This window comes from Sorangium sp. So ce119 (assembly GCF_051524405.1).
GTDB classification, from domain to species: Bacteria; Myxococcota_A; Polyangia; order Polyangiales; family Polyangiaceae; genus Sorangium; species Sorangium cellulosum_G.
In genome coordinates, this window is sequence record NZ_CP150310.1 from 9,815,563 (window position 1) to 9,835,928 (window position 20,366).

The 20,366-nt window shown below is 74.7% G+C and carries 17 protein-coding genes and 1 tRNA gene; 13 read left to right on the forward strand and 5 right to left on the reverse strand.

Annotated features, from left to right (window positions below):
- The first annotated feature begins 1 nt into the window (after position 1).
- The gene (locus WME76_RS37050; protein WP_437956905.1) at positions 2 to 1,030 is read left to right on the forward strand and encodes a sigma-70 family RNA polymerase sigma factor; all 1,029 of its coding nucleotides are present in this window, start codon (positions 2 to 4) and stop codon (positions 1,028 to 1,030) included.
- Complete coding sequence (locus tag WME76_RS37055; protein ID WP_437956906.1) at positions 1,027 to 1,221, forward strand: hypothetical protein; 195 nt, start codon at positions 1,027 to 1,029, stop codon at positions 1,219 to 1,221. Before WME76_RS37050 ends, WME76_RS37055 begins: the two co-directional genes overlap by 4 nt.
- Positions 1,222 to 1,283: 62 nt before the next feature.
- Here the strand turns inward: WME76_RS37055 and WME76_RS37060 are convergent, their stop codons facing one another.
- Entirely contained in the window at positions 1,284 to 1,616 is a 333-nt protein-coding gene (locus WME76_RS37060) for a polyhydroxyalkanoic acid system family protein (protein WP_437956907.1), read from the reverse strand.
- Positions 1,617 to 1,903: 287 nt separating this feature from the next.
- Between WME76_RS37060 and WME76_RS37065 the strand changes: the two genes are divergently transcribed.
- The 3 genes from WME76_RS37065 (at position 1,904) to WME76_RS37075 (ending at position 6,248) form a co-directional block, all read left to right on the forward strand.
- Positions 1,904 to 2,974 carry a hypothetical protein gene (locus WME76_RS37065; protein WP_437956908.1) on the forward strand — a complete coding sequence of 357 codons (1,071 nt, stop codon included), beginning with the start codon at positions 1,904 to 1,906 and terminating at the stop codon, positions 2,972 to 2,974.
- An 84-nt stretch (positions 2,975 to 3,058) separates the two neighbouring features.
- Positions 3,059 to 4,729: an RIP metalloprotease RseP gene (rseP, locus tag WME76_RS37070; protein WP_437956909.1), complete on the forward strand. Its 1,671-nt coding sequence runs from the start codon at positions 3,059 to 3,061 to the stop codon at positions 4,727 to 4,729.
- Positions 4,722 to 6,248, forward strand: coding sequence for an RsmB/NOP family class I SAM-dependent RNA methyltransferase (locus WME76_RS37075; RefSeq protein WP_437956910.1), 1,527 nt, complete (start codon positions 4,722 to 4,724; stop codon positions 6,246 to 6,248). Before rseP ends, WME76_RS37075 begins: the two co-directional genes overlap by 8 nt.
- A gap of 68 nt (positions 6,249 to 6,316) precedes the next feature.
- Here the strand turns inward: WME76_RS37075 and WME76_RS37080 are convergent, their stop codons facing one another.
- Positions 6,317 to 6,451 carry a hypothetical protein gene (locus WME76_RS37080; RefSeq protein WP_437956911.1) on the reverse strand — a complete coding sequence of 45 codons (135 nt, stop codon included), beginning with the start codon at positions 6,449 to 6,451 and terminating at the stop codon, positions 6,317 to 6,319.
- A 1,171-nt stretch (positions 6,452 to 7,622) separates the two neighbouring features.
- Here WME76_RS37080 and WME76_RS37085 point away from each other — a divergent pair.
- From WME76_RS37085 to WME76_RS37100, 4 genes are all read left to right on the forward strand, one after another.
- A complete protein-coding gene (locus WME76_RS37085) occupies positions 7,623 to 7,928 on the forward strand; it encodes a hypothetical protein (protein ID WP_437956912.1) in 306 nt (101 codons plus the stop codon).
- Complete coding sequence (locus tag WME76_RS37090) at positions 7,925 to 9,229, forward strand: hypothetical protein (RefSeq protein ID WP_437956913.1); 1,305 nt, start codon at positions 7,925 to 7,927, stop codon at positions 9,227 to 9,229. Before WME76_RS37085 ends, WME76_RS37090 begins: the two co-directional genes overlap by 4 nt.
- Before the next feature lie 274 nt (positions 9,230 to 9,503).
- Positions 9,504 to 10,745: a DUF4339 domain-containing protein gene (locus WME76_RS37095; protein WP_437956914.1), complete on the forward strand. Its 1,242-nt coding sequence runs from the start codon at positions 9,504 to 9,506 to the stop codon at positions 10,743 to 10,745.
- Positions 10,746 to 10,785: 40 nt separating this feature from the next.
- Positions 10,786 to 10,859: transfer RNA gene (locus WME76_RS37100), tRNA-Gln, on the forward strand.
- 159 nt (positions 10,860 to 11,018) lie between these two features.
- On the opposite strand, the gene WME76_RS37105 is transcribed toward WME76_RS37100, so the two are convergent.
- The gene (locus tag WME76_RS37105; protein ID WP_437956915.1) at positions 11,019 to 11,276 is read right to left on the reverse strand and encodes a hypothetical protein; all 258 of its coding nucleotides are present in this window, start codon (positions 11,274 to 11,276) and stop codon (positions 11,019 to 11,021) included.
- A gap of 6 nt (positions 11,277 to 11,282) precedes the next feature.
- On the opposite strand from WME76_RS37105, the gene WME76_RS37110 reads away from it, so the two are divergent.
- Positions 11,283 to 11,918 (forward strand): sigma-70 family RNA polymerase sigma factor, encoded by a 636-nt coding sequence (locus tag WME76_RS37110; RefSeq protein ID WP_437956916.1) that lies wholly within the window; start codon positions 11,283 to 11,285, stop codon positions 11,916 to 11,918.
- The gene (locus WME76_RS37115; RefSeq protein ID WP_437956917.1) at positions 11,915 to 12,388 is read left to right on the forward strand and encodes a hypothetical protein; all 474 of its coding nucleotides are present in this window, start codon (positions 11,915 to 11,917) and stop codon (positions 12,386 to 12,388) included. The genes WME76_RS37110 and WME76_RS37115 overlap by 4 nt, the downstream gene beginning before the upstream one ends.
- 152 nt (positions 12,389 to 12,540) lie before the next feature.
- On the opposite strand, the gene WME76_RS37120 is transcribed toward WME76_RS37115, so the two are convergent.
- Positions 12,541 to 13,314, reverse strand: coding sequence for a Stp1/IreP family PP2C-type Ser/Thr phosphatase (locus tag WME76_RS37120; RefSeq protein WP_061612734.1), 774 nt, complete (start codon positions 13,312 to 13,314; stop codon positions 12,541 to 12,543).
- Positions 13,315 to 13,487: 173 nt separating this feature from the next.
- A complete protein-coding gene (locus WME76_RS37125) occupies positions 13,488 to 14,714 on the reverse strand; it encodes a S1C family serine protease (RefSeq protein WP_437956918.1) in 1,227 nt (408 codons plus the stop codon).
- Between the two features lie 265 nt (positions 14,715 to 14,979).
- Between WME76_RS37125 and WME76_RS37130 the strand changes: the two genes are divergently transcribed.
- Together WME76_RS37130 and WME76_RS37135 are read left to right on the forward strand one after the other, a co-directional pair.
- Positions 14,980 to 15,558 (forward strand): RNA polymerase sigma factor, encoded by a 579-nt coding sequence (locus WME76_RS37130; RefSeq protein WP_061618155.1) that lies wholly within the window; start codon positions 14,980 to 14,982, stop codon positions 15,556 to 15,558.
- A gap of 5 nt (positions 15,559 to 15,563) precedes the next feature.
- Complete coding sequence (locus WME76_RS37135) at positions 15,564 to 20,282, forward strand: VIT domain-containing protein (protein ID WP_437956919.1); 4,719 nt, start codon at positions 15,564 to 15,566, stop codon at positions 20,280 to 20,282.
- Positions 20,283 to 20,366 lie beyond the last annotated feature (84 nt).

Sequence of the window (20,366 nt, forward strand, 5' to 3'; positions counted from 1 at the left end):
CATGAGCAGCTCGACGGCCTCCCCCGCCCCGCGCGCGGCGCCCGCCTCGCGCGCGGCGCCCGCCCCGCGCGCGGCGCCCGCCTCGCCGGCGTCGACGCACGGCTTCCTCGCCGCGAGCTATCGCGAGCACGAGCGCTTCCTCTGGGCCGTCTCGTACCGGCTCACCGGCAGCGCCGCCGACGCGGACGACATCGTGCAGGAGACGTTCGTGCGCGCGCTGGAGCACCCGCCAGCGCGCACGGACGAGCCCGTCCGCCCGTGGCTCACCCGCGTCGCGATGAACCTCGGCCGCGACGCGCTCCGGCGCCGCAAGCGCCGCGCCTACGACGGCCCATGGCTCCCCTCGCCCATCGAGGCCGAGCCCGAGCCGCCGTCGTTCGAGATCCCGGGCAAGGACGGCACCGAAGGCCGCTACGATCTCCTCGAGAGCGCGTCGTTCGCCTTCCTCATCGCGCTCGAGGCGCTCACCCCGCAGCAGCGCGCGGTGCTCCTGCTCCGCGACGTCTTCGACTACTCGGTGCAGGAGACCGCCGACGCGCTCGGCCTGTCCGAGGCCAGCGTGAAGACGACGCACCACCGCGCCCGCCGCGCCCTCGAGCCGTACGACCGCGAGCGTTGCCGCCCCTCGCCCGAGCTCGTCGAGCGCTCGGGCGCGGCGCTCATGCGCTTCCTGCAGACGCTGGCGACGCAGGACGTCGCCGCGATCGAGGCGCTCCTCGGCGAGGGCGTCCGCGTCGTCAACGACGCGAACGGCGAGTACAAGGCGGCGCGCCGGATCGTCGTCGGCCCGAACCGGGTCGCGCGGCTCTTCATCGGCCTGCTGAGATGGGAGGGCAACGGCGAATTCCGCCACGAGATCCGCCTCATCAACGGCCTCCCCGCGATCGTCATCGAGCGCGTGCCCGGCCTGCCCGGCGCGGCGCCGCGGTACGTCCTGCGCTGCGACGTCGACGCGCGCGGGCGCATCACGGAGATCCACACCGTGCTCGCCTCGCAGAAGCTGACGGCCGTGAGGCCGCTCGCCCCGTGACGGTCGTCGACGACGCATCAACGATGCTCAACGTCGATGACGTCGATGACGTCGATGACGTCGATGACGTCGATGACGTCGATGACGTCGATGACGTCGATGACGTCAATGCGCGGCGAGGAGGCAGCCCCCTGCCGGCCGAGCGCTGGGGTGAGTCGTATCGCGGGGCGCGCTTCGGCCGGCGAAGTTGAATCTGTGTTGCAGCAACATAGCGCGGTGCGGCGCAGGTGTCCACGCCGGAACAGCCCGCTCGTCAGGTGGCTTTGCCCGCGCCCTGGCCCCGCTCCTTGTGCGCCTCCTCGATGAAGTGGCGAACCTCCTTCTCGATGGCCGCGAGCGCGATCCCCTTGAAAGGGCGCATGAGGAACGGCACGTCGAGATCGACGTCCACGGCGCCGGGGCGGAGCTCCATGCTGCCTTTCAGCTTGACCCCCTTCACCGAGAAGCCGAGCTCCGCGCGCTTCTCGTCGCGCCAGACGAGGAATGGCTCGTACTCCGCGTAACGCTCCCGGTACTGCGCGATCGCTCGCTCGGTCGCCAGCTTCGCCTCGCCGTCGTTCAGGTCGTGCTCAATCGTGTGCTTCATGATGGGACCTCGCAGTTCGTATCAGGGCACATCGCGAGAACCGGCCGGAGGACCGTCCACGCCGGAGACGTGCGCGCGGCGCCAGGCCGATTTCCATCGATGAGATAACACGGATACGCCGAGCACGCGGCCCGGGACGGCCACTGACCCACTTCTGCGCTCTGTGGCATTTCGCCACGAGGCGGAATGGCGGCCTTTTGTGGGCTCTTCCGCACGGCGCGCCGGGTCGACCGCGGCGAGGCGCGATGGGCTCGGCGGGAGGCACCGCGGATGCAAAGCGCCCTCGCATGCGTGTGCGCGGCGCTCGATCTGGAGATCTCCTGGGGCTCACGGCCGCAGCGGTCCTGCTGCTCGGCGCCGTGGGGTGCGCCCTGCCGACCCGGATCACCTCGGTGGACGAGGAGGTGGCCCGGGTCCAGACGCCGGCGGCGATCGACGAGGGGCTCGGGAAGCTGGAGGAGGCGGAGACCCAGCGGCGCGTCGCGCGCCTGATGGCGAGCCCGGAGGTGCGGGCCGCGCAGCGGCAGCTCATCGCCGGGCTGATCGACGGGACGCTCGCCTCGCTGGGCGAGGCGGACCGCGCCGCGCGCGTCAACGAGCTCACCGCGGAGTACATGCGCGGCGTCGTGCGGAGCGCGATGGATGGCGCGATGGACGGCGCGCTGAGCGAGGACAGCCGGCGCGATCTCCAGCGCATGACGGGATCGCTGGTGGAGGCGAGCGTCAGGCAGCTCCGGGACAGCCTGGACGAGGCCGACCTCGGCCCGGCGATGTCGTCCGCGCTGCGGGAGCAGCTCGGCCCGGCGCTCCAGGTGGTGATCGCGGAGAACCTGGGCCCGGGGATGACCGCGCTGCTCGGCAGCGAGGATTTCCAGCGCGCGCTGGGCGCCACGGCGCGGGTCATCGGCCGCGAGATGGTGGCCGGCGCGAACGACGCGCTGACGGAGGTCCAGCAGCGGAGCGGCGGGCCGCAGGGCGAGTCGATGCTCTCGCGGGTCGGCGACCTGGCGGACGAGGGGGCGCAGCTCGTCAGCGCGCTCCCGTGGATCCTCGCCGCGATCGCCGTCGCGCTCGCGGTCTGGGTCACGACGCTGCTCGCGCAGCGGAAGCGGTACCGCGCGGAGATCGAGCGGCGCGCGCGGGCGCGCCTGCTCCTTTCGGCGCTGGAGGCGTCCGAGGGCAAGCCCTGGTCGGACGATCTCCTGGCGGCGCTCGAGGACCGCCTCCACGCCGAGGAGGACGCCGAGCTGGAGCTCCGCCGCGCCCGGAGCAAGGTCATCCGGGCCCGCGCCCGCGCGAGCGGCGCGAACGGCGCGGGCGGCGTGGACGGCGGCCAGCCGACGCCGCCGCTCACCTGAGCGCGCCGCCGGCCCGGGACCGTCGCGCCTCCGCGCCGTGCCAGTGGCCACCGCGCCCGGCCTCGCGTAAAGACAGGCCCCGCCGTGGACCTCCTGTATTTCGCGCTGCTCTGCTCCGTGCTCATCTTCGTGCACGAGCTCGGCCACTTCGTGTGCGCGAAGATCTTCGGCGTGAAGGTCCTCACCTTCTCGATCGGCTTCGGTCCCCGGGTGCTGCGCCTTCGGGGCCGTGAGACGGAGTACTGCATCGCCCTCCTGCCCCTCGGCGGCTTCGTGAAGATGCTCGAGGAGAACCGGCAGGAGGCCGTGCTCCCCGAGGATCGCAAGCGCACCTTCGAGTCCCAGGCGCTCTGGAAGCGCGTGATCATCGTCATGTCCGGCCCGGCGATGAACGTGCTCTTCCCGGTGCTGCTCTACTTCGCGGTCTTCATCGGCGAGACCCGCTTCGTCCCGCCCACGGTCGGCGTGGTCCTGCCGGGGCACCCGGCCGAGGGCCGGCTCGTCCCGGGCGATCGCATCCTCGAGGTGGACGGCGAGCGGGTCAGCACCTTCGCCGAGCTCCACCGCATCGTGACCAAGAGCCCCAACCAGGAGCTCCGGCTCAAGGTGTTCCGCAACAAGGAGCACGTCGAGGTCACGGTCGTCCCGGAGGAGAAGCTCGTCCAGAAGCCGCTGGAGATCGTCGACCGGGTGGGCGAGATCGGCATCAAGCCGAGCCGCCCTGCCGCCGTTGTCGGCGTCTCGCGGCCCGACTCGCCCGCGTTCCGCGCGGGGTTGCGCACGTTCGACGTGGTGACGGAGGTGCGCGGCACGCCCGTGAAGACCTTCGCCGACCTGGAGATCGCGCTCGAGGAGAGCCGCGGCGCCACGGTGCCGGTCACGTACCTGCGGCCGGTCCCTGTGTCGCGCGCGCTCGGCGGGCTGGCCGAGATGGCGGTCTACGAGTCGGGCGTCGCCGCGCTGACCCCGGAGACGGGCAACGGCGACCTGCTCGCGCGGACCGGCATCGAGCCGGCCGATCTCTACGTGGCGGAGGTGCCCGAGGGCTCGGCCGAGTGGGACGCCGAGCTGCGGCCGGGCGATCGCATCACCGAGGTCGATGGCGTCGAGGTCACCGCCTGGTCGACGTTCGTCGAGCGGCTGTTCGCGGCGCCCGACCGGCCGCACGTCATCACCTGGCAGCGATCGGGCCAGCGCAAGAGCGGCACGATCGAGCTCCGCCGCGAGGACTGGATCGACGAGTACGGCCAGCACCGCCCGCGCTTCTACCTGCGCGCCTCGAACTGGTCGCCGATGGTGGCCGAGCCTTACGTCGACAGCCCGTCCGCCTTCCAGTTCGCCCTGGAGAGCGCGGTCGACGAGACGTACGACGTCATCCGGTTCATCGTGGTCGGGATCGTCCGCATCATGGAGGGCAAGGTCAGCATCTCCACGCTGGGCGGCCCCATCACGGTGTACGACGTGATCGGCGAGGAGGGCGCGAAGGGGGTCAGCTATTTCGTCTGGGCGATGGCGGTGATCTCGATCAACCTTGGGCTCATCAACCTGCTGCCCATCCCTGTGCTCGACGGCGGTCACCTCCTGTTCTTCACGTTCGAGGCCGTGCTGCGGCGCCCGCTGCCGCTGCGCGTCCGCGAGATCGCGAGCCTGGTCGGGCTGGTGGTGCTCATCGGCCTGATGGGCATCGCCTTCAAGAACGACGTCGAGCGCCGCTGGGATGTGATCCAGGGGCAATTCAAGGAGCTCGTTGGCTGACCGGGCGAAGGGCGGCAGGGGCGGCGCCGGCGGCGACGCGGGCGGTGCCGGGGGCGACGCGGGCACTGCGAGGCCCGACGCGGGCGCTCCGCCGCGGCAGCGGGAGAGCGCGCCGCGCGCGGTGGCGGCGCGGGTGCTCGCGCGGGTGTGGGGCTCGGACGCCTTCGCCTCGGCGGCCCTCGACGCCGAGCTGCGCCGGGCGCCGGCGCTGGACCCGCGGGACGTCGGCCTGGCGACGGAGCTCGTCTACGGCGTCCTGCGCGCGCAGGGGGCGCTCGAGGCGCGCATCGCCGAGCTCGCCGCGAAGGGTCGCTGGACCGCCGATCCGCTGGTGCGCGCGCACGTGCTGATGGGCGCGTACTCGCTGTGCTTCCTCGATCGGGTCCCGCCGTTCGCGGCCGTCTCGGAGGCGGTGGACGGCGCGCAGGCGGCCGGCGGTCCTCGCGTCGGCGCGTTCGCGAACGCGGTGCTGCGGAAGGTTGCGGCCGCGGTGGAGGCCGGTGGTCGCCCGCCGCTCGCGGGCGCGGTGGTGGCGTCCGCGCCGGGGTGGCTCCGGGGCGCCCTGCGCCGCTCGCTCGGCCGGGCTGCGGCCGAGGCCTTCCTGTCGGCCGGCCCGGTGCCGCCGCCGACCGGCCTGTGCCTCGCGCCCGGCGAGGACCGCGACGCGTGGCTCGACGCGCTGCGGGCCGCCGCGCCGTCCGCGTCCTTCGAGGCGGGTCGCGTCTCGCCGCGCGCGATCGTCGCGCGCGGCGCGGGCGATCTCCGGCGGCTGCCCGGCTTCGGCGCCGCGTGGATCGGCCAGGAGGAGGGCGCGCAGGCGCTCGCGTTCGCGCTCGGCGCGCGGCCCGGCGAGCGGGTGCTCGACGCGTGCGCCGGCCGGGGCAACAAGTCGTGGCTCCTGTCGCGCGCGGTGCTCCCCGGCGGCGCGGTGGACGCGGCGGACCTGTACCCCGCGAAGCTCTCGCAGCTCCGCGCGGCGCTGAGCGCGCCGCCGGCGAGCTCGGAGGGCGCGGGCGCGGAGGGCGGCGACGCGCTGGCCGGCGCGGGCGGCGGCGGGCTGGCGCGGGCCGCGGCGTTCGTCCGCGAGACGTACGCCGTGGACTGGACGGTGGGCGCGGGCGACGTCCCCGAGGGCTACGACCGCGTGCTCGTCGACGCCCCCTGCTCCGGGGTCGGCACGCTGCGGCGGCGCCCCGAGATCGCGCTCCGGCGCGAGGCGGACGACCTCCCGCGCCTCGCCGACCTGCAGGTCGCGATCGCGCGCCGCGCCGCGACGCGCGCCCGGGACGGCGGCCGGCTCGTGTTCGCCGTGTGCAGCGTGCTGCGCGAGGAGTGCGAGGCGGTGGCCGCGCGGCTCGCGGCCCCGGCGGAGGACGACCTCGGCGTCCGCCTGGAGCCGGCGCCGTTCGACGCGGAGATCGCGCGGGAGCTCGCGGCCGGCGGCGACGCGTTCCGGCTGCTGCCGCACGTGCACGGCACGGACGGGTATTTCGCCGCGATGTTCGTCGTGCGGCGGTGACGGCGCGCGCGTTGCGCCGCCCTTGGCGGCTGGCAACGCGGCTGGAAGCGTCTTTCCGTCAGGCCTTGTCAGGCGCGGAGGACCGTGACCCGGCGGCCTGACGGGGTGAGCACCTCCTCGAAGCGGGGCAGGCGCTGCGCCGCAGGCGCCATGTAGTGCAGGTCCGGGCGGCAGGGACCGGCCGTATTGAAGCGGCGGCTCATGCGGCGAGCGTGGCGGCCGCCGCGCCAGGGGGCAAGAGGCTTGCCGTGGATTCGTGTGAGCGCTCCTGCATGCGCTCGGCGGCCGAGGTCGGGTCCTGCGCGCGAAACGCGAACGCAGGCTGGTGGATCAACGTTCCCCAAGATGAACCGATTAAGCTCAGCGACAGGGGCAAAGATCCTCGAAGATGGTTCCAGTCGTCGTGTAACCGCCGGTAATCTCATCAAACTTCGTCAACCAACCGAGCGCCGCAGCGCAATGGTCCACCGCGTGCTCGCTGGCAGCACCAGCCAGCCGTGTCGGGTGGCTATGCTCGCTTGGAGGACATGCACTTATGTTGAAGGCAACTGCGACCTGGGCGCGCGGCGCGGCACGCGTGCGAGACCGACGACTCGGCGGGTTACGGCGAGCTCGGCGGCGGAAGCAGCAGCACAACCACCGGCGGCGGGACCACGACCACCACCGGCGGCGGGACGTGCAATGATACGCCGCCTGACAGCCAGTACACCTGTGCTCAACAGGCAAGCTGGGGCAAGTGCAACGAACCCTGGATGCAAGGGCACTGCAACAGGACCTGCGGCCGCTGCTGACGACCGGCATCCCGCACACGCCGCACCTCGCGCCCCCGCTCTGGTGTTCGCATCGTAGAAGGGCGCGACCACCGCCTCGCCCAGGCGCGTCCCCGGTTCATGAGAGAACGAACCACAGAGGGCACAGAGGGCACAGAGGGCACAGAGGAGAGAGAACAAAAATCTCTCTTCACTCTCCCCTCTGTGCCCTCTGTGCCTCTGTGGTTCAAACTCTTCTCTTCCCATCCCATCCCGGAGCTAGGGACGAGCTCCGGGGACGCGGCGCTCCGCGGCGGCGCCTGACAAGCTCGAGGAACCCCGCACCTCGGCGTCCCGGCGCTGCCGCGCTGCATCAGCAGGGCGCGACGGGACGTCGCCGTCCCTTCTGCCCCCCACGGTCCGGGCCCGGCCCAGTCGGCCGCCGCGCGGCGGGAGGAGGCGTCAACGTCGCGCGCGGCGCCCGCCCCGAGGCGCCGGCCGAGCGCGCCGGCACGGCGGCCCGGCGGGTCGTTCCAGCAGCGACAGCCGATCCCCTGGTGAGGACGTCGCGCGCCGTTCAGCCGCTGTACCGTGCCGCGCGCGTGTGAGAGGATCGCGATCGCCCATGAAGAGGATCAAGCTCAAGCTCCACAGCGACGAGTACCACCTCAGCGCGGTCGGCTACCTGTTCGAGGACCCCCCACCGGACATGGATCCGGCTGGCGTGCGGCCGTTCTCGATCCGCAACACGGTCTTTCCCGAGTTCGATCTGGAGCCCGGCAACTACGTATTCCGCTTCAGGGTCCGGAACGGCAGCGGGAAGTTCCAGGTCTTCGCCTTCGACCCCAAGACGAACCAGAGCACGCGCGCGGAATACGACACGTCGAGCGGCGCCGAGCACCTCACGTTCAAGTTCACGGTGACGCCATGAAACGATCGCTGCTGCTCCTGCCCACCGCGGCGCTGCTCTCGCTCTCGCTGACCTCGCCCGCCCTCGCCCAGAGCGCGCCGCCGCCGTCGGATCCGGCGCCGCCGGGCGCGCCGCCCGCCCCGCCCGCAGCGCCCGTCGCGCCCGCCTCCCCGGCGGCGCCCGTGCCGCCCGGCGCCGCGCCCCTCCAGCCCGTGGCCCCGGCGCCGGACGCCGGCGCGGCCGCGGCGCCCGCGCAGCCGGGCCGCGCCATCTCGCCGGTCGCGCCGGGCGCCTCGAACGCGCCGATCGCCCCGATCGCCCCCGTCGCCGGCGCGCCCATCTCGCCGGCGGCCACGGGCCGCGAGCTGGTCTATCTCGTCCCTGCCGAGATAACGGGCGCCTCCGACGGCACGGCGCTCGCGCGCGTCGGCTTCGGTGTGCTGGCCGGGTTCGGCGAGGTGACGGATCCGACGGCGTGGGACGTGAGCACCGTCCTCCAGGCCGAGGTGGCGACCGACAGCGGGCTGGCCACGCTGATCGGCCTCTCGAGCGCCGGCGAGACGGCCCAGGCGCCCGTCGGCAGCCTGCGCCTGTCCGCGTCGTTCGCGCGCCTCGACTTCGAGGGCGAGGGCAGCTCGGCGTATCCGCCGCTGATCCTCTACGTCGGCGGCAAGGTCGGCCGCACGCGGTTCAGCTATCTCGGCCCCGGCCCCGAGCGGCGCGACGAGAGCCTGCCGCCCACCTTCGTGCCGCGCGAGCTCGTCGCCGTGCCCTGGAGCGTCGGCGCGGCGGCGGTCTACGTCGGCCAGGGCGGGAAGAAGCTCGCGCCGACGCTCGAGGGGCAGATCGCGTTCGACTCGCGCTGGACCGCGTCGACGGACACGCTCGACTGGTGCGAGCCCGTGGGCGACGTCGTCCGCGGCGTCGATCCGGTCACCCAGTCCACCGAGTACGCCCCGGCGAACCGCTGCCGGCGCGAGGTGCTCGGCGCGCCGGCCCGGAGCCAGGAGCTCACGATCACGGCGCACGCCGGCCTCGTCGACAAGGTGGCGAACGCCACGTTCCGCGCGGCGATCGGCGCGCGCGTCGCCGTCGCGCTCAACGACGAGGCGCCCGCCGACGTCGGCGTCAACGTGCGCGCCCCGGTCTACGTGACGCTGGCGCGCGCGCCGGAAGGGACCAAGTACCGCGGGCTCATCCGGCTGATGCCGGCGCTCAGCGTGATCCGGCGCTCGACCGGCGAGACGGACGTCGGCGGCATGCTCGAGATCAGCTTCCTCGGCCAGCGCGCGATGTTCTCCGACAACTACACGGACCTCTGACCGCCGGCGCCGACAGGCGCGGACGACCGCGCTGCACACGCAGCGAAGCCGCCCACCGCAGGCGCAGCGGCGCGGCCCACCGCGCCGCGCGCGCCTCCCGCCGCAGCAAACACCGCCGCATCGACCGCCGGCCGGGCTCGGCGGGCGCGGGCGCCTGGCGCTGTCCCGCACTTTCTTGGCCCACCGCGCCAGCATCCGCTACCGACGCACGAGAGCAGCGGTGGTGCACCCGGAAGTTTCGGATGGGTCGCCGCGGCTCGCTAGGGAGACACCGATGGGCCCGAGCGCGGCGTACAAGGTGGAGGGGCTTTGCGACGGGGTGCCGGCGCCGAGCGGCGTGGAGGCGCGCAAGCAGGGGCAGCTCAGCCTCTGCAGCGCCCCCACGATGCCGTTCAGCTCGGACACGGGCAGCGTGGAGGGACCGCCGGAGTCGAGGCCCTGGTGCGTCGACCACGGCGACCACCTCGAGGCGATGACCACGGTCGCGCTGTGGCGCGCGCTCGAGGAGGGAGAGCTCCCGCACAGCACGCGCGTGTGGCGCGAGGGCCTCGAGTGCTGGACGCCCGCCGGCGAGGTGAAGGCGCTCGGCTGGACGATCTCGCGGCCGCCCCCGCGCGACGAGGCGCCCGCCGTCTCCGCCGCGGGCGACGGCCCCGAGTCCACCGGCCCGCTCAGCTTCGCGCTGACGCCCGACGACCTCAGGTCCGTCGCGCCCCGCTTCCACCAGGGCGGCCCCGCCGGGGCCCGCGACGAGCGCGCGGACTCCTTCGTGCTCGGCCCGTTCCCGCTGGCCGAGCCCACGGCGGAGCGCGAGATGCCCTCGCCGCCGATCTCCCTCGAGATCCCGTCCTGCTTTCCGGCGATCCCCTCGTCCGCGCCCGACACGCTCCCGAGCGCCGTGGGCCCGCGGCTCAGCGCCGCGAACCTCGGTCCGGCGCGCGGCGCGCGCGACGCGGCCCAGGCGGCGCGCGGGCGGGCGTCGGGCACCTGGTCGCGGCTCGCGCGGCGGGCCCGCGCTTCCCGCAGCGCGGTCTCGCTCGCCGCGGGCAGCGCGGCCGTCGTGCTCGCGCTGGGCCTCTCCGTGCTGAGCGCGCTCGGCCCCGCGCGCGCGCCCGCCAAGGCCGCGGCCCCGCCGGCGGCGCACCTCGGCGTCGCGCACGGCGTCGCGGCGGCCGCCGCCCAGGTCGTCCTCCCCGTCCCGGAGCTCGCCGGGACGGCCGGCGCTGCGGGTCATCCCGCCGCCGCCGCCCTCCCCGCCGCGGCCCAGGCGACCTCCGTGCTCGAGGGCGCAGCCTCGGCCGAGGATCCCGGCGCGCCCGCGCCGCCGGTCCACCGCGCGGGGAAGGCTCCGGCGGCGGCCGGCGCGAAGCCGGCGCCCGTGGGTCGCCGCGAGCGCGGGCAGGTCCGCCTGCGGCGAGGTCGATCCGAGGCGGACACCGCGCGCGGCATCAGCTATCCGGGTCGCGGCCCCGGCTCATGGGTCGGGACGGGTGCGATCGAGCGCGACTCGCGCTAAGGTGCGCGCCGCGCGGCGGTCAGCTCCGATCCCGCGGCACTCCGGCGTCGTTCAAGGGCAGGACGGGGGACTTTGAATCCCCTAATCGTGGTTCGAATCCACGCGCCGGAACCAATGAGCGCCCGCGCTCTCTGAGGGGGATCGTGGCGGGTGGTCTCCATCGAGCGCACGGGAGCGCCTCCGGCGCGGTCGCGCCGCGTCGCGGGCGTCACGGGCGCCGTTGCCTGCTCGCTATTGTCTGGCGCGGCCGCGCCGGGGTTGTTTACCGTGGTCTCACCGAGGGCTCCGCGCCTGCCGCGCGGCGGGGGCGAGGCCCTGCATCCTGGAGGACCGGACGGCGTGGCGAGCGATGAAGGGGACGACCGCGAGCGCGGCGTACCGGCCCATGCAGATGCGGACCGCCGGCGCGGCGCCCCGGCCCGCGCGGACGTGGAGCGCGGGCGAGCGGTACCGGCCCGCGCAGACGGGGACCGCGGGCGCGTCGCTCCGGCCCGCGCGGACGTGGACCGCGGGCGCGGCGCGCCGATCCATGCGGCCGTGGAGCCCGAGCGGGAGCTCGCGGCGCCGCTCGACGCGACCGAGTCCCAGTTCATCGCGCGGCTCGTCGCGCGCGACGAGAGCGCGTTCAACGAGCTCGTGGTCCTGTACGAGCGCCGCGTGTTCGCGCTCGTCTACCGCATGCTCGGCCGGCGTGACGAGGCCGAGGACCTGTCCCAGGAGGTCTTCGTGCAGGTCTTCAAGGCGATCGACCAGTTCCGCGGCGAGTCGAAGCTCTCGACCTGGATCTACCGCATCGCCGTGAACCTCTGTAAGAACCGGACGAAGTACCTCTCGCGGCGCCACGCGGGCGCCCAGGACGACGTCGACGCCATGGTCGAGCGGGTGCCGCTGTCGGCCGCCAAGGGCGTGAGCGTCGGCGACGTGAGCCGCCCCGACGAGCTCGTGGAGGGGATGCAGCTCGAGGCGGTCGTGAAGCGCGCCATCGGGCAGCTCGATCCCGAGTTCCGGGAGGCGCTCATCCTTCGCGACGTCGAGGACATGTCCTACGAGGAGATCGCCTCGGTGACGGGGCTGCCGGACGGGACGGTGAAGAGCCGGATCCATCGCGCGCGCGGGCAGCTCCGCGCGCTGGTCGAGAAGGTGATGGGCGAGAAGATGAGGGGCGGCAAATGAGCGGATCGGACGACCCCAGGCGCACGGGGCAAGCCGATGATCCGGCCGCTCCCGGCGTGGAGAGCGGCAGCCGTCCCACGACGCCGCCCCTGGAGCGATCGCGCGACGCCGCGCCGCACGCCGCTGCTCCGCCGCGCGACCTGCCCGACGACGGTGACCTGCCCGACGACGGCGACCTCCCCGATGACGGCGATCTGCCCGACGACGGCGATCTGCCGCTCGTCGACGAGGTCGATCTGCGCGAGCTGGTCCGCGGCGCCATGCGCGCGCCCCCCGCGGCCCCGCCGAGCCTGCTCCGCGGCGTGCAGCAGCGCATCCGCACGCGCTCTCGCGGGAAGTTCTACGGCGACGGCTGGAGCACCGCGCGTTCGCCGCGCTCGACCTACCTGATGACGAGCCTGTTCATGCTCGCCCTCATCGCCTTCGTCTTCCTCGTCCTCGTCCCCTGGAGCGGCGGCGCACTACCCTGACCGGCGCTCCCCCCGGAGCGGCGGTCGCCGAGCGGCGGTCACCCGCACAGGAGACGGGCCCAGATCGGCGTTTTCGGCGCGCAGGCGTACTCCGGTACGCCGAGCACCGAAAACGTCGAGGTGGGCCCGTCTCCTGTGCGGGTGCCCGTCGCTCACTGCGTCCAGCGGACGAGGACGCACGTGACGTTGTCGGGGCCGCCGTTCTCGTTCGCGCGCTCGATGAGCTTCGAGGTCGCGACCTGGATGTCCTGGTGGTCCGACAGGATCTGGGCCATCTCGTGGTCGCTCACCGGGCCGGAGAGGCCGTCGGAGCAGAGGACGTAAAGGTCGTTGAGCTGCGGCACCTCGAAGCGGGTGTCGACCTTGACCGTATCCTTCATGCCGAGCGCGCGCACAATCACGTTCTTGTGCGGGAAGTTCGCGATCTCCTCCGGCGTGAGCCGCTTCATCTTGATGTAGTCGTTGAGCAGCGAGTGGTCCTCGGTGAGCATCTCGAGCCGGCCCTCGCGGAAGCGGTAGACCCGGCTGTCGCCGACGTGGGCGACGTAGACGCCGTCGTTCGCCGTGAAGATGCCGACGAACGTCGTCCCCATTCCCCGCTTCTTCGCCTCGCGCTGCGCCGTCTCGTAGATACGCAGGTTCGCGAGCTTGATGCCGGTGATCAGGCGGTTTTCCTCGTAGCCCTTGGACCGGTCCATCTTGTAGGGCCAGGTGCGCTCGGGGTCGTCCTGCGTCTGCGCGAAGAAATCCTGCATCGCGTCGACAGCCATCTTCGACGCGACCTCGCCGGACGCATGCCCGCCCATCCCATCGGCGACCATGAAGAGGCCGTACTCCACCATGATGCCGAAGTTGTCCTCGTTGTGGTTGCGCTTGCGCCCGACGTTCGTCTCGCCGGCCACCTCGATTCGAAACGTTTGGGACACGGATCACCCGATCGAAGGCCCCGCGCGAGGCGCGAGGCTGAATGAGAACCGCGAGCGCGCCAGACCGAGCCGCTCAAGCCCGATCCTGGAGGTTTGGTTGACGGAGTGTCAACCGGATCGCGCCCGAGGGCCGAGCTTATAGAATCCGCGCGCGGGCCCCCATCATTTTTCGCTTACTTGCGGTACTCTTCGGTGGCTTTGCCGCTCGAGCTCGGCGGCGGGAGCTCGGCCTCGGGCGCGGGCTTCTTCGCCGCGGCGGCCTTCGGATCCGGCGCGGCGCGGAGCAGGACCGTGACCTGCCGGTACTTGCCGCGGCTGAGCAGCAGCAGCGGCACCTTCTCGCCGACCGCGTGCGTGCGGATCGCGTCGGAGAGCGCCTCGGGGCTGGTGACGGGCACGCCGTCGACGGCGAGGATCATGTCGCTCGCGGCGCGATCGCCGCCCTGCAAGCGGGCCTCGTCCGCGGGGCTCTCGGGGTGGACGACGGTGACCCGGACCCCCTTCGCGACCGGCGAGGCCTCGCTCACCCCCTGGATCCCGAGCCACGCCGCGGGCTGGACCGCCGTCGCCGGCACCGCGCGAAGGAAGCCCCGGATCGCGCTGATCGGCGCGCCGTAAGCGACCGGCGTGCAGGGCTTGCCCTCGTTCGGGGCGCAGCCGCGGCCGAGGATCGCGACGACCCGGCCGTCCTCGTCGACGATCGGCGCGCCGAGATCCATCGGCGAGACGCGCGACCCGAGCTCGATCGCGCTGTCGAGCTGCCGGTCGTCGCCGCCGATCAGCGTCTTGCGCGATCGCAGCACGAGCGGGACGGCCGCGACCTTGCCGCGGGCGGCCGAGAACGAGCGGATCTGCGCGTCCGCGCGCACCGGATCGCGCGACGAGGCGGTGAGCCCCTCGGTCCACCGGCCGGTCTGCGGCACGAGCAGCGCGAGGTCCCACACCCGGTCGTGGTGACCGAGCTTCACCCGCACGGTGGTCCCGTCGGCGAGGCGCGCCGACAGATCGTTGCCCGCGCCGAGCGGCGAGAGCGCCGTGAGGATGCGCCCGTCGCCCGCGAGCACCGCGCCGAGGCCGAGCACCTGCCCGCCTCGCTCGATGATCGCCACGCCGCGCGCGGCGCGCTCCTCGACGGGGCGCTCCGCCTTGTCCTTCTCGGCCGGGCCCCTCTTCTGTTCGGCGTCCGGGGGGGCCGCCTTGCGGTCCTTCCCGCCCACGTCGGCACGCGCCGGGATCACCTTCCTGCGCGCCTTCGGGGCGGGCGGCGGGGCCTCGGCCTCGGCCTCCTGCGCCTCCTCGTCCGGTTCCCCCGCTTCCTGCGCGCGCGCCGCGGACGACGAGAGCGCGCCCGCGACGGACAGGGCAAGGGCGAACGCGAGGGACCGTCTCCATCGCTTCACAGGCGAGGTGTCAACGGGCGCGCTCGGTCCGGCATCTCCGGGCGCGAGTGCCTTCGCGAGCTCAGACGGGCTTGTCTCATTCATAAGCGCGGCTCCTGAGGCGACTGCCGATTCTGCTGCGGCTGGGATCGTATTGCAAAAGGCAAAGGCCGGACCCGCCTGTACTGTGGGATCGGGCACCGGATGCCGCCGGGGGGCGGGGGCGAAGAAGAAATCCGGTCACGAACCCGGGGGACGCGGACACATGGCCGGCGATGAGGCAGCGATGGCAGCTGGGTTAGCGCTCGTGGGGTCGGGGGAAGACGCGCGGGCCGACGAGGCGCGGGCGATCGAGGGGCTGATCGGGGCAGGCGACTTCCGGGAAGCGCTGTCGCGGTGCGCCAGGGCGTACGCGATGCCGCTGGGCCGGCTGTGCATGGCGTTCACGGGATCGCAGGCCGAGAGCGAGGAGCTGGTGCAGGAGACGCTGCTCGCGGCGTTCGACGCGTTCCCCCAGTACCGCGCCGAGGGGAGCGTGCGGGCCTGGCTCTTCGGGATCGCGCGGCGCCTGTGCGGGCGTCACACGGAGCTCAAGGCGCGGCGGGAGGCGCGGCTGCGCCTGGTGCACGACACCCGGCCGCGGCCCGACGCGAGCGACATCGCGCTGGAGCGGGAGCGGGCCGAGCGCGCCCGCGCGGCGCTCGCGCGGCTCAAGCCGAGCGAGCGCGAGGCGGTGGTGCTGCGGTTCGAGGCGGGGCTCTCCTTCAAGGAGGTGGCCATCGCGTGCGGGATCGACGAGGCGACGGCGCGGAAGCGGGTCAGCCGCGCGCTCGGGCGGCTCAGGGCCGAGCTGGGCGAGGAGTGAGGGCGATGAGCGCGACAGGAACGGGTTCGACTGGGCTGTGCGGCGAGGTCGAGGAGCAGCTCGCGGAGGTGATCGACGGGACGGCGCGGCCGTCGCTGTACGAGCACATCGCCGGCTGCGACGCGTGCCGCGACCTCCGGCACGACGCGGCGCGGGCCGCGGAGGCCGCGGCGGCGGCGGGCGCGGATTTCCGGCCGGCGGACGACTTCGCCGAGGCGCTGCTCCGGCGGATCGAGGCGGCGCGCCCCTCGGAGGGCGCGACGAGCGGCGCCGTGCTCAGGGCGGTGCCGGGGGCGCGCGACGGCGAGGCGCGCGACGGCGAGGCGAGGGCCGACGCGAGCGAGGGCGGCCATCTGAGCGGCGCGCGCGACAGCGACGTGCGCGCTGGTGACGCCATGCACGACGCGCGCAGCAGCGACGTGCGCGCCGGTGAGGCGACGGACGAGGCGCGCAGCAGCGACGTGCGCGCTGGTGAGGCGACGGACGACGCCCGCACCGGCGGCGATCTCGCCGACGCCAGCACCAGCGAGGCGCGCACCGGTGAAGGGAGGGCAGACGCCCGCACCGGCGACCTGAGCGGCGCGCGCGACAGCGAGGCGCGCGCCGGTGAGGCGACGGCCGACGCCCGCACCGGCGGCGCCCTGGCCGACGCGCACACCGGCGCGCCACGCTCCTCCAGCGCCGGGCGCGCCGCGCCGGCGCCGCGCCGCCCGCGCGGCGCGCTCTTCGGGCGGCGCCCGGCGATCGCCGCCGCCGCCCTCACCGCCGCGGCGGCCATGGTGGCCGGGGTCGTCCTGATGCGCGACGACAAGGACGTCCCGGCCGGCGCGGCGGCGGTCAGCTCGCCCTGGTCCGGCAAGGTCGCCTCCGTGTCGCGCGCCTCGGCCGACCGTTCCGGCGGCCTCGAGGCGTGCGACGCCGCCGGCGCCTGCGCGCCGCTCGCCCCGGGCGCCGAGCTCCCCGAGGGCGCGACCCTGCGCACCGACGCGCGGACGCGCGCGCACGTCGCGCTCAAGGACGGCTCCGCGCTCGCGATCGACCGCGGCTCGCGCGTGTGGCTCGGCGCCGGCGACGCCCGGGCCGCGCGGGTGGACGAGGGCGCCGTCGTCCTCGATGTCGTCCCGTCCGCCGGAGCGCCGCCCGCGCGCATCAAGGTGCCCCACGGCGAGATCGAGGTGCTCGGGACGAAGCTCGCGGTCACCGCGAGCGCGGAGCGCGCCTCCGTCGAGGTCGCGCGCGGCGCCGTGCGCGTCACCGGCGAGCAGGGCGAGCCCGTCGAGGTGCGCGCCGGCGAGGAGGCCACGCTCGAGAGGGGCGCCGCGCCGCGGGTCGCGAGCTCGACGTCGCTCGCCGACTCGCTCTCGTGGAGCGACAGGTCCGCCGAGGAGGCCGACGCCCCGGCGCTCCGCGGCCTCGGCGAGCTCCGCGCGCGCAAGCCGGGCGCCACGCAGGAGAAGGAGCGGGCCGTGCGGCTCGCGAAGCACGCGGTCAAGGTGCGGATCGTCGACGTCGTCGCCAGGACCGAGATCGACGAGACCTTCGCCAACGACACCGACGAGGAGCTCGAGGGCATCTTCCGCTTCCCGCTCCCGCCGGGCGCGCAGATCGAGCGGCTCGCGCTCGAGGTCGACGGCAAGCTCATCGAGGGCGCGTTCGTCGACCGCGATCGCGGGGCCGCGATCTGGCGCGGCGTCCTCCAGAACGCCGCCCCCAAGGCCCCGAAGCCGCGCGAGGAGATCATCTGGGTCCCCGGCCCGTGGCGCGACCCCGCGCTGCTCGAGTGGCAGCGCGGCGGCCGGTTCGAGCTGCGCATCTTCCCCATCCCGAAGCGCGGCGCGCGCCGCGTCGTGCTCACCTACACGCAGATCGTCGAGCAGGCCGCCGGCGTCCGGCGCTTCACCTACCCGCTCGCGCACGACCAGAGCGGCACGACGACCATCGGCGACTTCTCGCTCGACCTCCAGGTGCTCGGCCACGACCGGGAGTTCGGCGTCGAGACGCGCGGCTACGAGCTCGCCGCGGCGCCCGCCGAGGGCACCGCCGACCGGCGCACGCTGCACACGCAGGGGTTCACGCCGGCCGGCGACCTCACGGTCGAGTACGCGCTCCCCGATCGCGATCGCCCGGTCACGGCGTGGGCCTACCGGATGCCCCCCGCCGCGGCGCCGGCGCTCGAGCCGAAGGCGGCCGCGGCGCCGCCGGCCCCGCGCAGGCCGGCCGGCGCGCCGGGGAGCGGCGGCGCGGAGCACGAGGCGTCGCTCGCCGCGGCGCGCGCCATCGCGGGCGACACCTCGCCCTACGTCGCGATCGCGCTCCGGCCGCGGCTCCCCCGCTGGGAACAGTCGACGTCGCGGCTCCACGCGATCGTCGTCGACTCGAGCCGCTCCATGATCGGCGAGCGCTTCGCCCGCGCGACGCGGCTCGCCTCGTCGATCGTCCGCGAGATGGACAGGCGCGACGAGGTCGTCGTGCTCGCGTGCGACACGCTCTGCCGCTCGCTCGGCGAGGGCGGCCAGGCCGGCGCCGCGCGGCCCATGGCGCCCGGCGCCGCGTCGGCCGACGAGGTCGAGCGGTTCCTCGGCCGCATCGAGCCCGATGGCGGCAGCGATCTCGCCGCCGCGATGATCGCGGCGCGCGCGGCCGCCGGCCCGCTCCAGGGCAAGGAGCTGCGGATCCTCTACCTCGGCGACGGCACGCCGTCGGTCGGGCCGACGCGCCCCTCGCACATCGAGGCCGCTGTGCGCGGCGCCGTCCCCGCGGACGGCGCCGCCGTGGTCGCGGTCGCGCTCGGGAGCGACGCGGACACGACGTCGCTCCGGGCGCTCGCGCGCGGCGGCGGCGGGGTGATGGTCCCCTACGTGCCCGGCCAGCGGGTCGCGAGCGCGGCGCAGTCGGTGCTCGGCGCGGCCTACGGCCTCGTGCTGCGCGATCCCGAGATCGAGCTGCCCCCCGGCCTCACCCAGGTCACGCCGGCGCGGCTCGACCCGATCCGCGCCGGCGGCGAGGCGTTCGTCCTGGCGCGGATGAGCTCCGGCGCCGACGTCACCGGCGAGATCCGCCTCCGCGGCCGCGTCTCGGGCGAGCGGTTCGAGCAGACCTACCCCGTCGCCATCGCCGCCGGCACGGGCGCGGGCAACGCCTTCGTCCCCCGCCTCTACGCGGCGGCGAAGATCGCGGAGCTCGAGGAGACGGGCGGCGACGCGCAGAAGCCCGCGATCATCGAGCTGTCGCGGCGCTTCTCCGTGGCGAGCCGGTTCACGTCGCTGCTCGTCCTGGAGAGCGAGGCGATGTTCAAGGCGTTCGGCCTCGAGCGGGACGGCCTCGCCTCGGCCTTCACCGGCGAGGAGCAGGCCGAGCGCGTGAGCGCGAGCGCCGCGGGCGAGCAGCCGGACGACGCGGCGGAGAGCGGGAACGCGTTCAACGACGACCTCGGGGCCGACGCGCCGGAGGCGAGGGCGGAGGCGAAGGGGGAGCGGTCCCAGGCCGCGGGGGACCTCGGGGTGTCGGGCACGGGCTTCGGCGGAGGCGGCCGGTCCAGCCTGGACGCGCTCCCCCGGCGGGCGAGGCCGGCACCGCCGCCGGCGCCGATGTCCCCCCCGCGCCCGAGCGCGCCTGGATCGCCGTCCCTCGACAGGGACATGCCGGCGGAGATCGCCGAGCAAGACGCGCCGAGGCCAGCGGCCACCAGCGCCCGCCCGTCCGAGCCCGCCTGGCAACTGCCGGCGCCGCGGCGGATGATCCCGATGCGCCGGGTCTTCGATCGCCACGTGAGCTTCGACGCGACGAACACGCTCGCGCCCGAGGGCGCCGCGAAGACGGCGGCCGCCGAGGCGGCGCTCGCGGCGTCCCCCGACAGCCGCGACCGGACGATGGGGCTCTACGCGCTCTACGCCACGACCGGCCGGCTCGGCGAGGCCCAGGAGCTGACCGCGCGCTGGAGCGGCCGCGACGCGCTCGACCCCGACGCGCTGATCGCCCGCGCCGATCTCGCGGCCCGCCAGGGCGATCGCGACCGCGCGGCGCGCATCCTCGGCGGCCTCGCCGATGTGCGCCCCGGCGACAGGGCCGTCCAGATGCGCCTCGTCGAGCTCTGGGACGCCGCGGGACGGCCCGCGTTCGCGTGCCAGCACCGGGTGGCGCTCGCCGATCTCGCGCCCGCCGACGCGCGGCTCGTCGCCGCGGCGATCCGGTGCGCCGGCGAGAGCGGCATGGGCGAGCTCGCGAGCCAGCTCCGCCTCGACGTGACCTCCGCCATCCGGGCGGAGGTCGACCGGCGCCTCGCTCAGCCGGACGCCGCGCCGCCCGCCGGCCTCTCGGGCGACGTGCAGCTCAGCGCCGAGTGGAGCGGCGGCGCCGATCTCGACCTCGCGCTCATCGACGCGCAGGGCCGGCGCCTCTCCTGGATGGGCTCCACCCTCGGGTCGGTCGGTGTGCGCTCGCGCGACGCGACCAGCACACGCGCCGAGTCCCTCGCGCTGCGCGGCCTCCCCAAGGGCAGCTACATCGTCGAGATCGCGCGCGCCTCCGCCGGGGAGGACGGCTCTCCGTCCGCCCCTCCCGGCGCGGCCGGCGTCGTGCGCGGCGAGCTGACCCTGCGCCTCGCAGGAGAGACGCGGAAGATTCCCTTCACGCTCGAGGGCGCGCGGCGCGAGATCGGCGCGGTGCGCGTCTTCTTCACCTCCCGCCTGGTGCCCGTCGACGAGCTCCCGGCGCGCCCCTGGTGACGTGGTGACGCCGGCGCGCGCGCCGCGCCCTCGTCCGGAGAGCGCCTTTCCGGCGCATCTCCGGGCGCTCACCCGGGGAGTCGT